Raw genomic sequence first — 13,970 nt, 5'->3', positions numbered from 1 at the left:
AGAGAAACAGTGTGACATTTTTCTTACCACGAACGACGCTTTTGCAAGGTTTTAGCCTGAGTCAGCCAGGCTTGCAATGCCCTTTTCATCAAACCGTCATCAAAACCGGGCAAAGCTACCCGGCCCGGACAGGCTTATCACTATTTAAATACGCAGTGTTTGGTGTAGTCGCTTGCTTCGTTGACACTCCAATCACCTTTGGGCTTTTCCTTCATCGCCGCGCACCATGCCTCGGAACCCACTTCGGGAGCACAGGCGGCCGCCAACAACAGTGAAGATAATAACAAGGCTTTTTTTATCATTTGCATAGTTACCTCTGGTCTTGGACAGTTGAACGACGCTTTTGCGCCAAATCCGGCCTAGTGTAACAGAGGCAATGTGCGAGGCGCACAGTGGAAGGTAATTTTTGAGGGGTGCTGCACTCTGCTGAAAATCAGCGGCAGAGTGCAGTGTCGGTGATGCAGGTGGCTAAGCCTCAACCATATCGAAGTCGAACTTACTGATACCACAATCGGGGCACTCCCAGTCCTCGGGAACATCGTCCCAGCGTGTGCCAGCGGGAATACCGTCATCGGGAATACCCTCTGCCTCATCATAAATGAAGCCACAGATAACACATTCCCATTTTTTATAGTCGCTCATCGTTCTCTCCGTACAGTGCTGCGGGGCAGCTGAGTCGCCGCTATTGTTTGGCTCAGTATACTACCCGAGAGGCCGACAAAATATTAAGGAAAGTCAATCATTTCGCAAGAAAATGCGCACTGAATTCTGCGAAGCAACTACTCGGCTGCGAGACGAATCATTGCCTGAACAGTCGCCGGCAAGGACACCAATACTATCTTGGTGCTCTGTTGATTCTGCGCCAAAGTAATGGTGATCGCCTCCACCTCGTCGAGACGCTCATACAAGTCGCTCAACGCCTCGCTATCGCTCAGCGCAATGCCATTGACGGCGTGCAAGCGATCGCCGCTACGAAGCGGCAGCTGGGAAAAAAGGCGTTCATCTTTGCCCGGGTAAAGGTAGTACTCCCGCTCACCGGAGTCCGACTTCTTACGCTCTACTTTCACCGCCCCGCGCAGCGACAGTGGCGAGGTATAAAAGCGCTCAAGGTATTCAGCAACCAATGTGGTGACAGCATTGTTGCCACGCAGATCAATGGTCTCCACCCTCGCTGCTGGCTGGGGCCTGCCAGTCGCCAGCGGCTTATAGTGGAAGCCACTGCCGCCAATGGGCAACAACTGGTACGCCCCACAACTGTCCAGCAAGAGGCTCGCGTCCAGAATTTCTGCAACGCGCAGACAGGGCGCCGCCAAGGTATCACCCGACCGCACAAAGCGCTCCTGCCCGTCAACCGCAACCAGGGCCTGTTCGCCCCCCTGCGCTTGTTGCACGGCCAAACCCACGACGACTCTGCGGGTCTCGGGCTCCTCACCAAACCACTGCGCGTCGTCGGCGTTAAAGATTTCTGACTCTTCGGCCAGCGCCTCGGGATCCGGCGCTATCGAGTAGGCCTGAACCACAGCCAGCACTACGCCGGCTATAACGGTCAGTAGCAATATCGACAATATGCCGGAACGTTTAGTCACTGCCATGGTAAATTCCCCAAAGATGCCGGCAAGCTCGCTATAATGCGCCGACATTGATCACCTATTTTACGTTTCTCAGAGCATCCACGCCATGCAAATTCATCTTGCCCCGATGGAGGGGGTCGTCAACGCACGCATGCGCGCACTGCTGACCAGCGCAGGCGGCATCGACCGCTGTATTACCGAATTTGTTCGCGTCACCAACCAACTGCTGCCGCCAAGGGTGTTCCATCGCCTCTGCCCTGAACTGCAACACGACGGCAAAACCCCCAGTGGCGTTCCAGTGTACGTTCAACTGCTGGGCAGCGAGCCGTTACCGATGGCCGACAACGCCGCGCGCGCGGCGGAGCTGGGCGCACTGGGCGTCGATCTAAACTTCGGCTGTCCGGCTAAATGCGTCAATCGCCATCGAGGCGGTTCTGTGCTGCTGGACGAGCCCGAGCTGATCCATAACATCGTGGGTGAAATCCGAGCGGCTTTGCCCAAGCACTGTCCTTTGACCGTAAAAATCCGCCTGGGTTACCGCGACCGCAGCCGCTTTTTGGATGTCGTCGCCGCCATTGTGGACGGCGGTGCCCAGCAGCTGACAGTGCACGCTCGCACGCGCGACGACGGTTACACGCCGCCCGCCCACTGGCATGAAATCGCCCCGGCAGGCGAGCGTTTCGCAATTCCCATTGTCGCAAACGGTGAAATATGGAGCCCTACAGATGCCGAAAAATGCCTAAAAGACAGTGGTTGCAACGATATTATGCTGGGCAGGGGAATTCTGTCGCGCCCAGACCTCGCCCTGTCGATTAAAGCCGCGCAGACCGGCGATGGCTACCAAGACAAAGACTGGCAGCAGGTATTTCCAATGGTGCGCGAGCTATTTCAGGACAGCCTGGTCAACTGTGCGCCGCGCCATGTTGGCGGGCCCGTGAAGCAGTGGCTGGGATATTTGCGCCGCCACTACCCAGAGGCCGCAGGGCTATTCGAAGAGATTAAACGCCTGCGCGCGCCGCAGGATCTGCAGGCTGCATTACTGGATCACCAGCAAGCAGCCTGAGAAGGCCTCAGCCAAGATCTGACTTGAGGTAGTTCAACTCATCCACCGCACCGCTATCGGTCTGGGACAAGACGAATTTCTCAACTTTACCGCCAACCAGGGGGATCTTTGCCTTGCAGCGATGGCTGACGCGGTATTCACAACCACTACCTTTTGGCTGAAGCGACATTTCTGCAGACAGCACCACTGGCTGGCCATCTACGGTAATCTGAATAGTACCGGACCATCCGTCACCATCGGCCTGCCACTCTTCGACAAATTTGAGCGTTTGCTTCGGGTTAAAAACCTTAGCCAGCACTGACGGCAACTCCCTCGTCACTTCACGCGTCATATGCACGGTAAGCGTGTCACCGTGATCCTCAATTTCGCAATCGGCGCTGAGTTCACCCAGCGCTAAACTGCGTTCCACACGAAAATCAGGGTCTTGAAGCCGGTTCCATACCGTTTCCAGATCCTGCTCAAATTGCAAACTTACCGTCATGAGCACTCCCATCGCGCTAGGCGCTTATTTTTTTAAGAGCCTGCAGTTTACACTCAATCCGGCACTTTCCACAGGCGCTATCGCGACATAAACTGCCGCTGAAGGATCATGCCGGCAAGCATTGCCAGGGCAAACACAACAAAGTGACCAATACCGCTGAGTATCGCTACCAGTGCCGGAGCGGGACAAAGACCACTCAAGCCCCATCCCATGCCAAACAGCACGGCTCCGGCCACAAGCTTGCGGTCAATATCCTTGCGTTCGGGCAGGTGAAAACGCTCAGCAAATTTCGGTTTACCCGCTTTAAAAACGAAAAAATAGGCGGGTGTTGCAACAACAAGCGCTGCGCCCATAACAAAGGCTAAACTCGGATCCCACACCCCGAAGAGGTCGAGGAAATTCTGTACCTTGGCCGGATTGGCCATGCCAGAAATCGCAATACCGGCGCCAAACAAGGCCCCCGCCAACACTATGACAATATTCTTCACAGGCCTTCTCCCAGTACGTGGCGCATCACAAATACCGTAACAAAGCCGCTCAACATGAATAGGCACGTGGCGACAATCGAGCGCCAGGAAAAACGCGAGATGCCGCATACGCCGTGACCAGAGGTGCAGCCTGAGCCCATAGACGTACCGACACCAACGAGTACGCCTGCGGCAACCAGCACCGGCGTCGACACCAGGGGCTGAATATCGTCTAGTGCCCCACTTAGCGCCGCTGTTGCGCCCGCGCCAATGAATAACCCCAGCAGGAACATCAGTCGCCAGTTACGCTCCTCACCGTGTTCCAAGGCCGCCCCGGCAACGATTCCGGATATCCCGGCAATACGGCCCACAGACCACATAAGCAAAACGGCTGACAAGCCAATTAAGGCGCCACCAAAAGCTGATATATAGGGGGTAAAGGTTGTAGCTTCGACCATACTACTCTCCGTTGTTAGGCAGGCCTGAGGAGAGCAAATAGTACGAGCAGCCCCGCTGCGGTTCAAGCTCAAGCGGGGCTTAGCGGGAGATTAATTACTTAGGCGCGACGGCTTCGCGGCATCTCTGCGCCGAGGTGGTGTTGATGATTCTTACCCAGTCGCACCATCTCTTCATCTTCATAGCGTTCCAAAATATCTGCCAACTTCCGGCTGATCTTGGTACTGGTACGAATCATTTCAATTTTCGGCCAGGTCGCTCGCTCCCCTTCTTTGATAAAGAAGCGCAATTGATCCTCTGTCAGCTCATTGAGAAGCTTGCGCGGATCAAAAAAGCGGTAGCGCGGGATAATATTAATGTCCCCTGTGTACTCTTGACTGATGACCGCATTGGCCATATTCGCCAGCCGTCGCACCTTTGGTGAGGACTTAAAGTATTTTTGAATCAGGCCGTTGCTAACCTTGTACCACTCTTTAAGGCTACGCATTGTGAAGTGCCGCAGTGACTTAACGACACCCGCCTGATCCGACTTCGCATCGTGCAACATCCACAGCACAATGGGATTGGTTTGGCTGACAATAAAGTGGTTCACGCCGTACAGGCGGGATAAACGCTTAGCAGGCAAGTCGTCACTGAAGGAACCATCGATCCAACGGCGCGTCGCCAAATAGGGCTGGGGATGTCCGTGGACGTTTTTCGCTTCCAACATCACTGGCGGAAATACGCCGGGTACTGCACACGATGCGAGAACCGCTTTGCGAATATAGACGTTGGGCGAGGCAACCGCATTGAGTAGGCGAGAAGTCTGGTGAACATCAGACGGCGAGACCGAAATGTTAATGTGGCGACCGGTTTTTTCAAAGGCCTCCTGGAAGGTCATATCCGGTACCAGCTTGGCGATCTTCTCCTTGAGCATGCGGTGATTGATGCGAGGAGTCGTGCTGGACAGGTCGTTGTTGACCAGCTCCATTTCTAAGCGCAATTCCTGCAACAAGTTATCGGTATCGAGGAAATACCCCAACTCTTCGTCAGTTTTTGTGCCGAGCACGGCAGCGATCAGCGAGCCGGCACTGGCGCCGGAAATAACGTCGGGCAAAAGGTCTTGTTCGATCAGCGCCTTAACCACGCCAACGTGGAAATTGCCCAGTATCGCCCCGCCACTGAGCATCAAGGCTGATTTTCCGTAACACTTATTCGCGCGACGGAAAAAGTCCAAGCGCTCCACAAAGCCGGGCTGATCACAGTCCAAATTACTCAGGTGATCCAGGGCATCGACAATGGCATCGACGTAGTCGCCAATCAGCTCCTTGGTGCCAAATTTTGCACGGGAGTACAGCACAGGCTTACCCATGCCACCCATATTGCCGTGTATCCCTTCATTGAGGGTGAACAGCAGCCCAATATTGTCGTTGTTCTCGCGAAAATACCTGAGGCGCTCAAGTCGAGAACGAATCGAGGCGTAATCGTACAAGCTAGTCTTGTCGATCTTCTTCCAGTGAGCCCGACCAGAGCTGCGATCGTGTTCCTGAGCCAGCGACTTCCACTCATCAAAGCTGGAGGCTTCCTGCAATTTCTTGTCGAGCTTCTTAATTGTAGAGGGCATGGTCTTCCTGTTTTGGCCGTGTACCAGGGCAATCACACATCACCGTAGCAGCTTGTGTGCGAACCGAGTATCAGCACTGATGCTTAGTTCACTAGTGCCAGTTAGTTATACAATAATAACAGAGTCGGTGAACAATAAAATGACTAGGTGTTCAACGAAAATCGCGGCATTTTACTGTTCAATATCTCCATGTTCTTGCATGGCGCGCAACGCGTGCTGATTCCGTCCACCAAGCCCAGCAAGCTCAGTATATGATTGCCCACAACGGGCTTGCCGGTATTGAGAATGGACACCGCGATATCCCGCTGGGGGTCTGCCCAACAAAGGATATTAGAAAATCCTAAGTGCCCGTAAGCGTAGGGTGTATTACGTCCGTACACGCCAATGTGACGGCCACCTAACATGGCACCAGCACTATATCGCATGGGAATAATCAGCGAGCGATCAAATTGTGGGCGCGCCGCCTCCCGTGTAAGGCGGTTGACTGTCAGCGGCGATAACACCTGCTTACCCTGCCATTCCCCTTGTTGCACCAGCATTTGGAAAAAACGACTGGCTTCTTCAGCCGTTGCGTACAGGTTGCCCGCTGGGATTTGCGCGTTTAAGAAGTCTGCAGTGTTGGACAAATGCACAACGGAATCGACATCCGTTCCCAGCACCTTCTCTAAATGCCGGCCTACCGGGCCGATATTCGCCATACCGCTAATATAATTTTCAGCGACGTGATGGTGGTCCGCTTCCTCTAGGCCGTAACGGAAAAAGCGCATGCCCATGGGCTTGCGGATCACTTCATCCAGGTAGGTATTAATGTCTTTGCCCGTGCATATCCGAATAAGCTCGGCGAGCACAAAACCACCGGTAATTGCATGGTAGGCAACGACCCTGCCGTCTTCACATAAGGCCGGTTCCGCGCAGATTTTCTCCAGCGCGGCCTGCGGATCAAAAAGAATCTCCGTTGGCGTGCCCGGTGGCACACCCGGAACGCCCGCGCGATGCGCCAATAGCTGGTAAATGGTGATATTCGCCTTCCCGCCCTGAGCAAATTCGGGAATGTAGTGGCTGACCGGATTGAGGAGGTCAATCAGTCCATCTTCAGCAAGCTTGTGGATCAGTACCGCCGTTACCACCTTGGAGGCGGAAAATAAGCACACGGGGGTATTTAGCTCGGCAACCTCGGGTTCGCCGCTTTCCAAGCCGCGCGCGTAGCCAATACTGCGATTAATCAAAAGCTTACCGTTGCGACGAAGGGTCATGCTAACCATCGGGTGCATACCGCTGCGGTGTAAAGCCTCGGCTTTCTGCCATATCGCATCGACATCGCCTGCTTCCATTCCCGTCCCTTCGGGAGAAACTTCAGCGCTATCAATAATCGCTTTGCTCGTGGCGAGGTACTCGGTACCCGGCGCACGAAAAATCTTGTTACTCAATGACTTGCATTGCTTGGAAAGCAGCATAACTACACTCTTTGGTCGACACAGCGCCCCGGAAATCAGGTTACTGCACAATAACGCACAGTTATAGCATGCCAAAAGAGTGTGAACTAGAGCCGAAATGGAGTAGAAATCCGGGCATTTGAGCAAACTGTGACAGGAAATTCAGGCAAACCGGGCTTATCAGGAATTGGCCTGTGCCCTGCCATCTAGCAGCGGCGCTGGGCGACCGTGCAAATACCCCTGACTAAAATCGACACCTAAGTCACGCAGCTTGTCTTGCACTGACTCTCGCTCGACAAACTCTGCAATAGTCCGCTTGCCCAGCACATGACTGATGTCATTGATAGATCGAACCATGGCCTCGTGCACGGGGTTGGTGTCCATATCGTGGACAAAGAGCCCATCTATTTTGACAAAATCCACCGGCAGCTCTTGCAGATATCCGAAGGACGACATGCCCGTACCAAAGTCATCGAGTGCGAATTGCCCTCCCAATTCATGCACGCGCTCAATAAAGCGTGTCACTACTGAGTAATTGGTGATCGCAACCGTTTCAGTAATTTCGAAACAAATCAGCCCCGGATCAACATGACCACGGCGAAGTTTTCTATAGACAAACTCAAGGAAGGCTTCCTGACACAGTGACTGCCCGGAGATATTAACCGAAAACATATTTTCGCCAGGCTTTAACTGTGGATTCGCGCGAAGGTACGCAATGGCGGCATTGACAACCCATCGGTCCACCTGCGGCATAAGGCCAAAGCGCTCCGCCGCTGGCATGAATTGCCCCGGGCTGAGCAGCTCGCCTTTGTACTTCATGCGAAGCAACAACTCACTATAGCTTAGCGCTGAGGTGTCATCACCCAGCGATACGATGTGCTCGCGCACCAGACAAAAGTCGTCGTTGCTCAGGGCTTCGTTTATACGGTGCACCCAATCCATCTCGTCATGCAGGCGACTAAGGTTTTTATCTTGTACATCGTATATGTGAACGCGATCTCGACCATTATCCTTAGCGGAGTACATCGCCACATCGGCCTGACTCATCACGGTCTGACGTTCCAGGGAATACTGGTCAATAAGGACAACGCCAATACTTACCGATACGCGGTGGCTGATATTGCCCCAGTTGAAATTGATGCGCTTAACGGCCTTAACCAAGCGCGTGGCAATAGCGCGTGCTTCAAACGCGTCAACATTGCTCAACAGCACACCAAACTCGTCGCCCCCTAAACGGTAAAGTAGGTCGCCGGTAAACAATTCATCTTGAATACACTCCCCAACCACCTTAATCAGGTTGTCACCCGCGCCATGCCCACTGGTGTCGTTGATCAGCTTAAACTGGTCAATATCGATGTAGAGCAATGCATGAGTGCGGGAGCTGGTGGCAGCATCATTCACCAAGTTATCAATGCGGTGCTCGAATTCCTTTCGCCCCTCCAAAGAGGTTAATGGGTCGAGGTGGCTCACCGCACCGGCGTTGTCGAGATTCGACAAGGTATGAGATGCAAGCATGAGACTGTAACCCACTTGCTCTCCCGCCCCATCGTGGACGGGCGACACACCCGCCGCTAGCTCGGCTTCGTGCGCACCGCCATCTGCCAATAAACGCAGTCTCGCCTCATGACCCTGCGAGCACAGGTCTTTCAGCGAGGCCGCCGTTAACATGCCGCCGGCCTCATCCTTTAACCCGAGCGCTTCGCTGACCGGCTTGCCACACACATCGCTACTCTTTACCGCCAATAGCTGCTCAGCCGCGGGGTTGAGATAACAGATATTAACCTCGCTATCCGTGCACAGTATCGCCTGTGAGAGGCCCGAAACGATCCAGTCAGCACGCATCGCTCGCCCCTTACTCGCTCAGAGGGATGGTGAAATAAAATGTCGACCCCTTGCCGACCTCAGATTCCAACCAGATTTTCCCACCGTGCCAGCGCACGATTTTTTCGCATATCGCCAGCCCCACACCAGATTCCTTGGAGACACCCTCGGTGCTATCGCGATGGAACAGGTTAAACAAGCTACTGTGCTGCTCAGGGCTGATACCTCGACCGGTATCCGTCACCGAAAACAACCAGTTCCGCTCGTGGGTAACGGCATTGATATAAATGTCCGGTGCATGACCTTCTGTGAAGCGAATGGCATTGCTGATCAGGTTCTGGAATAGCTGAACCATTTGCCGGTGGCAGGCGTGAATCGTGGGCAATGTTTCACAGTGGAGATTGGCGCTGCTAGCGCGAAACTCAGCATCGAGATTCACCAACACCTCGTGGATCACCGCATTGCAGTCTACGGTTTCGCGGCTCTCGTTGAAACGCCCAACCGACGTCAGGGCAACGAGCTTATTCAACGCCGATTGCATCGCATAAATATTTTCCCGCATATCCATGACATCCTCGGCAATCGCAGCAGGCAATGCCTCCTGTTTTTGCGAGGACAAGCGGCGGATCGTACCGACTACTTCGTTTAACGGCACCTGCAGGTCTCTTGCAGCCAAGTGAGACAACTGCTCAATTTCATTGACTAAGCCGATAAGCTGGTGACGACTTCGCGCCAGGGAAACCAGGTCGCGATAGGATGACAACGCCGTGTAAATGACCGAGAACAAACGGTCTTGAGTGAGCTCGGTTTTCGCGCGGTAGTCATTGATATCATAGACTTTCAGCACCCGCCTTTCCGGAGCCAGACCAGGCTGCCCGGTTCGCAGTACAATGCGAACAAAATGGTTGCCAAGGTCCTGGCGAATATATTGCGCCACATCCAAACCGGCACTGTCCGTCTCCATCACAACGTCCAGCAAAATAATTGCCACATCGGGATTGTCGCGAACCATGGTCTTCGCTTCAGCACCCGAATAGGCGCTGATAAACTCCAATTGCCGACCGCCGAAGGTAAAATCATGCAATGCCAAACGCGTCACCACATGGATTTCTTCTTCATCGTCGACAATCAGGATTTTCCACGTTTTTGATGCCTGATTGGGTGTCTGGTTCTCACCCTGTATCGCGGTGTCTGCCGCCAGCATTAGGGGGTCATCGATAGCCACTGTTATCTCCCACTCCCGTCATCGCCCTTTCCATCTCGCAGGCTGTCTATTAATTCCACGTTATCGTGCGCGATAGCGACGTTCCTTACAAATAATTCAATCATTTGGATATCGGGAACCGAAAAATTATCTCGCGCGGAAACGTACAATAATTGTTCGGTTCCTGCCTGTGTTTGGTAATAACTCACCCAGTAATTGTCGCCATAGTTATTGGACTTTTTCTCAAACGCTGCACGCAAGCGCTCACGAGTCACCTCATCAAATTCAGTGCAGCTCACTTCGCCTTCAAAATCTGTGAATTTACCTGCCGAGGCCAGTATCTGCAGTTTACGTGCATTGGCTTCGGCTACGATTCCCGACGCACGAATCAGCATCGCATCACGATTTAGGTATAACAAAGCGATCATCTGCTCAAGCACACCGTCGTAAAAGGCATGCATTTGCCTGCGCTCAAAAATTGCCGCAGATGCCTCAATGACCCGCAATAATCCGCGTCGATTATTATCTAACGCGCTGAGGTCCCTGAAGGAGCGCAGGGCGGTATAGACGGTGGAAAATAATTTCTGTCGGGTAAGTTCGGTTTTTTCCTTGTAATCATTGATGTCGTAGCGCGTAATCACCTCGTGCTCAGGCGCCTGTCCCGCTTGCCCCGTACGCAGGATGATTCGCACCAAGTTATTGCCGAGCTCTTCACGAATATAGCGTGCCAACTCCAGCCCGGCATGATCAGTTTCCATGACCACATCCAACAAGATCACGGCGATATCGTCGTGTTGTTGAAGTAGCGTCTGCGCTTCGGCAGCCGAATACGCGCTGATCATCTGCAAACCGCGCCCGCCTAGCTCAAAATCTTCCAGGGCGAGCCGCGTGACTGAGTGCACGACTTTTTCGTCGTCCACTACCAGCAACTTCCAGGGGTCACTATGTCTGCTGCTAGCCGCAGGACTATCGGCCGCCAGTTGTAATTTATCGTTTTCTTGCGACACGCTTTTATCCATTTTCAGTTTGCGCTCCCGGGTGGATATTCGCGGGGAAGCGGATTTTCACCTCCACACCACAACCAGGCTCGCTGTGCAATTCAATGCTGCCTAGCAATTGCCCAGTTACCAAATTGTAGACGATATGCATGCCTAAGCCGCTTCCGCCCCTGCCTCGCCGGGTGGTAAAGAATGGTTCAAAGACCTGCCCCAAGTGCTCTGGAGCGATTCCCCGTCCATCATCGCGATAGACCAACTCGACCTCCCCGCCATCGTGGCGAACATCCAGCTGCAGGTGACCCTCCTCCCCTCTTTCATAGCCATGGGTAATGGAGTTCATCACTAAGTTAGTCAGTACCTGAGACAAGGCGCCCGGATAATTAAACACCCGGATATCATCATTAACTGACATGTCGTAGCGCAGCGAGGTGCCCTTAAGCTGGGGGCTCAAACTGCGCCAAACCTCAGACAAATACACCCCCAAATCAAATTCACGCAGATCATCCGCACTCTGATCAACAGCAACCTGTTTAAAGCTGCTGACAAGTTCCGCCGCGCGACTGAGATTACTGAGCAGCAATTCACAGTGCTGCTGGGTATTGTCGAGAAAGTCATTCAGCTCCCGGTGTCCCAGCTCGCCGGCCTGGTATTTATTTCGCACGTCGATGATTCGGCTACTCATACTGGACACTGCCGTAACACCAACACCTACCGGCGTATTGATCTCATGCGCAACGCCCGCAACCAGTCCACCCAAGGACGCCATTTTCTCCGTTGTTACCAGCTGCTCCTGCGCCGCCTTTAAACGCCGCAGCGTCGCCGCCAGTTCAGCATTACTTACCGCAACCTCACTCACCTTTAGTTCGAGCTCACGCTGCGCAGCAACAAATTTGGCTTCTCTGGAGGCCATTGCGGCAAGCATCGCGCCCAGCCCCTCACCCAGCTCCTTTAACTCGCCCTTCGGGACCTCCAAGCTAGGTGCCACGCCATTTTCCTGCTCAATATTTCGCAAGGTGTTGGCCAAACGCAGCAACGCAGAGAAATGGGGACGACTCAAAACGTAAAAAGTGGCGTAACCGAGAGCCAAAGAAAGAAGGGAAAAAACGGTGATTTGCGCCGGATCGACATGCTGCTTTGCTAACACGAGCAAAATCGATAGCACGGCGACAGTGACAAGCAGAGCGATTAATGCCGATGCTCTCAACGTGAGGACTGGATAGCCGCGACTCAATCCACATCCTCCCTTCCGTTAACTCGTATGACTGCCCGCAAAGCCTATCTGCTTCGGCCTTTTATGTGACGTAGTTAACAGCGGCGGCAGCGCAAAAAATATCGTGTGTACTACCTACCCGATAATAGCCTTACCGTTAGCTAGCGGCACTACATGTTGAACATCATATCCACGCGTTCATCGCGAAATAAATCAACACCGGGTGCCAACAACTCCATATATCGATCAAAATACAGGAACTGCTTTAATAGCATCGTGAATGAACGCGGGAAACGAATTCCGTAGTTTCTGGCGATACCACCTAAGTCACTCAACAACGCGTTCACACCATCGCCCGTGTTGTTCTCCAATACCCGCACGGGGTCCAGCGCATTCAGGTTGGTAAATAGCGCGGTAATATCCTGCGTGAGCGCCTCTACATCCACCTCGTCGCGTGTGATACCAACGGCCACCATCGCCTCGGCCATCATTCGGTAGTTCTGCGAGCTTACACCGTTAAATAGCGCAAACATCGCCTGCCATGCCTCCGGCTGGATACGGCCCACCATACCAAAATCAATGAAGCCGACACGGCCGTCGTCAAGCAGCAGTAAATTTCCACTGTGCAGATCGGCATGGAAGAATGAACACTGAGTCAAACTGGCAAACCAGGTATTGAGGGCATTAAATAGCCCTTCACTGGGGTCTCTCCCGCCCAGAAGGCCTTGATCGGTTAGCGCACAACCATATAGCCGTTCCATGGTCAGCACGCGCGCAGAAGATGCCTTCGGATAGGGTTTGGGCGCGGTCACCCGGTCATTGCCTGTTTCTACTAGAAAACGCCGAAAAACGTTAAGGTTCTCCGCTTCCTTGACGAAATCGCATTCATCGATCATCGACTGGTACATCTCTGCAACCAGCCCCGCCACCGCATCGCGATCTGTATTGGGAACAATCAGTTCGAGCACCCGCGTGAGCACATATACCGTATTCATGTCAGTCGTCAGTACAGCCCGAACGCCTGGCTTTTGCACTTTAACAACGACATCTTCGCCCGTTTTCAGGGTTGCCGCATGGACCTGCGCAATGGACGCAGACGCCAGCGCTGTTTCATCAAAACGCTGATAAACCTCCTCCAGCGGGCAACCCAGCTCCTGTTCAACGATCTGCCTGATCTTCGTGAATGGGATCGCCGGGGTTTGATCCAGGCAGGCCTGGAACTCATCGACATAATCTTTCGGGAAAATGGACGGTGAACTCGCAATGAACTGACCAAACTTTATGTACGTAGCGCCCAACGCTTCGAACAGCTCGCGCAACTCCGCCGGTTTCGGCTGGCGCCACTGAAGCAACCATTTCAGCGCCTGAGGGCACACGGTAGCGACCGTTTGCGCAAACCGCAGTGATCCGCGAAGCCCCAATTCCGCGATACCAATATTGCGGCCAGCGGAAAGCTCGGGAATCAGTGGTTTAAACCGTGGAATTGTAGCCATCAATGCATCCTCTCTACCTGTGTGAGCACAGGACTCTCGGCACTATTATCGCCTATTGCACTGCTGCGGCATAGCGAACAGCCTCCGACAATGTGCCATTACAGCACTGTAATGTCGTAACACTCATCGACTGGCTACAATCTAGCCATCGAAATAACAATAAACTGGGC

General features: G+C 53.4%; 14 protein-coding genes. 1 reads left to right on the top strand and 13 read right to left on the bottom strand.

Annotated elements, in window-relative coordinates:
• Positions 1–140: 140 nt before the first annotated feature.
• The 3 genes from B3K78_RS06995 to B3K78_RS06985 all read right to left on the bottom strand — a co-directional run bounded on the left by B3K78_RS06995 (position 141) and on the right by B3K78_RS06985 (position 1,640).
• Positions 141–308, bottom strand: a complete 168-nt coding sequence (locus tag B3K78_RS06995) for a DUF3012 domain-containing protein (protein ID WP_204997026.1) — start codon at positions 306–308, stop codon at positions 141–143.
• Positions 309–468: 160 nt separating this feature from the next.
• Positions 469–642: a rubredoxin gene (locus tag B3K78_RS06990; protein WP_027872826.1), complete on the bottom strand. Its 174-nt coding sequence runs from the start codon at positions 640–642 to the stop codon at positions 469–471.
• Between the two features lie 137 nt (positions 643–779).
• A complete protein-coding gene (locus B3K78_RS06985; RefSeq protein WP_286694868.1) occupies positions 780–1,640 on the bottom strand; it encodes a hypothetical protein in 861 nt (286 codons plus the stop codon).
• Between the two features lie 37 nt (positions 1,641–1,677).
• On the opposite strand from B3K78_RS06985, the gene B3K78_RS06980 reads away from it, so the two are divergent.
• A complete protein-coding gene (locus B3K78_RS06980) occupies positions 1,678–2,634 on the top strand; it encodes a tRNA dihydrouridine synthase (protein WP_286694867.1) in 957 nt (318 codons plus the stop codon).
• 7 nt (positions 2,635–2,641) lie between these two features.
• Here the strand turns inward: B3K78_RS06980 and B3K78_RS06975 are convergent, their stop codons facing one another.
• The 10 genes from B3K78_RS06975 to B3K78_RS06930 all read right to left on the bottom strand — a co-directional run bounded on the left by B3K78_RS06975 (position 2,642) and on the right by B3K78_RS06930 (position 13,800).
• Complete coding sequence (locus B3K78_RS06975) at positions 2,642–3,115, bottom strand: DUF2505 domain-containing protein (RefSeq protein WP_027872829.1); 474 nt, start codon at positions 3,113–3,115, stop codon at positions 2,642–2,644.
• 77 nt (positions 3,116–3,192) lie between these two features.
• Positions 3,193–3,603, bottom strand: a complete 411-nt coding sequence (locus B3K78_RS06970; protein ID WP_204997023.1) for a YeeE/YedE family protein — start codon at positions 3,601–3,603, stop codon at positions 3,193–3,195.
• On the bottom strand, positions 3,600–4,040 hold the full coding sequence (locus tag B3K78_RS06965) for a YeeE/YedE family protein (protein ID WP_286694866.1): 441 nt from the start codon (positions 4,038–4,040) through the stop codon (positions 3,600–3,602). The genes B3K78_RS06970 and B3K78_RS06965 overlap by 4 nt, the downstream gene beginning before the upstream one ends.
• A 98-nt stretch (positions 4,041–4,138) precedes the next feature.
• Positions 4,139–5,641 (bottom strand): DUF3336 domain-containing protein, encoded by a 1,503-nt coding sequence (locus B3K78_RS06960; RefSeq protein WP_286694865.1) that lies wholly within the window; start codon positions 5,639–5,641, stop codon positions 4,139–4,141.
• A gap of 143 nt (positions 5,642–5,784) precedes the next feature.
• Positions 5,785–7,095 carry a serine hydrolase domain-containing protein gene (locus B3K78_RS06955; RefSeq protein WP_286694864.1) on the bottom strand — a complete coding sequence of 437 codons (1,311 nt, stop codon included), beginning with the start codon at positions 7,093–7,095 and terminating at the stop codon, positions 5,785–5,787.
• 159 nt (positions 7,096–7,254) lie between these two features.
• Positions 7,255–8,916, bottom strand: a complete 1,662-nt coding sequence (locus B3K78_RS06950) for a sensor domain-containing protein (protein ID WP_286694863.1) — start codon at positions 8,914–8,916, stop codon at positions 7,255–7,257.
• Between the two features lie 10 nt (positions 8,917–8,926).
• A complete protein-coding gene (locus B3K78_RS06945) occupies positions 8,927–10,120 on the bottom strand; it encodes a sensor histidine kinase (RefSeq protein WP_286694862.1) in 1,194 nt (397 codons plus the stop codon).
• A gap of 2 nt (positions 10,121–10,122) precedes the next feature.
• Positions 10,123–11,106: a DUF3369 domain-containing protein gene (locus B3K78_RS06940; protein ID WP_286694861.1), complete on the bottom strand. Its 984-nt coding sequence runs from the start codon at positions 11,104–11,106 to the stop codon at positions 10,123–10,125.
• A 4-nt stretch (positions 11,107–11,110) separates the two neighbouring features.
• Positions 11,111–12,328 carry a sensor histidine kinase gene (locus B3K78_RS06935; RefSeq protein ID WP_286694860.1) on the bottom strand — a complete coding sequence of 406 codons (1,218 nt, stop codon included), beginning with the start codon at positions 12,326–12,328 and terminating at the stop codon, positions 11,111–11,113.
• Positions 12,329–12,477: 149 nt separating this feature from the next.
• Positions 12,478–13,800, bottom strand: coding sequence for an ABC1 kinase family protein (locus B3K78_RS06930; RefSeq protein WP_286694859.1), 1,323 nt, complete (start codon positions 13,798–13,800; stop codon positions 12,478–12,480).
• Between the last annotated feature and the right edge of the window lie 170 nt (positions 13,801–13,970).

It is taken from the genome of Spongiibacter sp. UBA1325 (genome assembly GCF_002306875.1).
Taxonomy (GTDB): Bacteria; Pseudomonadota; Gammaproteobacteria; order Pseudomonadales; family Spongiibacteraceae; genus Spongiibacter; species Spongiibacter marinus.
The sequence above is the reverse complement of the archived record's forward strand: the minus strand, read 5'-3'. Positions and strand labels throughout refer to the sequence as shown.

Coding starts and splice junctions, on each gene's coding strand:
- B3K78_RS06990 (WP_027872826.1), bottom strand. CDS start 642: ATGAGCGACTATAAAAAATGGGAATGTGTTATCTGTGGCTTCATTTAT.
- B3K78_RS06985 (WP_286694868.1), bottom strand. CDS start 1,640: ATGTCGGCGCATTATAGCGAGCTTGCCGGCATCTTTGGGGAATTTACC.
- B3K78_RS06965 (WP_286694866.1), bottom strand. CDS start 4,040: ATGGTCGAAGCTACAACCTTTACCCCCTATATATCAGCTTTTGGTGGC.
- B3K78_RS06950 (WP_286694863.1), bottom strand. CDS start 8,916: ATGCGTGCTGACTGGATCGTTTCGGGCCTCTCACAGGCGATACTGTGC.
- B3K78_RS06930 (WP_286694859.1), bottom strand. CDS start 13,800: ATGGCTACAATTCCACGGTTTAAACCACTGATTCCCGAGCTTTCCGCT.
- B3K78_RS06975 (WP_027872829.1), bottom strand. CDS start 3,115: ATGACGGTAAGTTTGCAATTTGAGCAGGATCTGGAAACGGTATGGAAC.
- B3K78_RS06980 (WP_286694867.1), top strand. CDS start 1,678: ATGCAAATTCATCTTGCCCCGATGGAGGGGGTCGTCAACGCACGCATG.
- B3K78_RS06995 (WP_204997026.1), bottom strand. CDS start 308: ATGCAAATGATAAAAAAAGCCTTGTTATTATCTTCACTGTTGTTGGCG.
- B3K78_RS06960 (WP_286694865.1), bottom strand. CDS start 5,641: ATGCCCTCTACAATTAAGAAGCTCGACAAGAAATTGCAGGAAGCCTCC.
- B3K78_RS06955 (WP_286694864.1), bottom strand. CDS start 7,095: ATGCTGCTTTCCAAGCAATGCAAGTCATTGAGTAACAAGATTTTTCGT.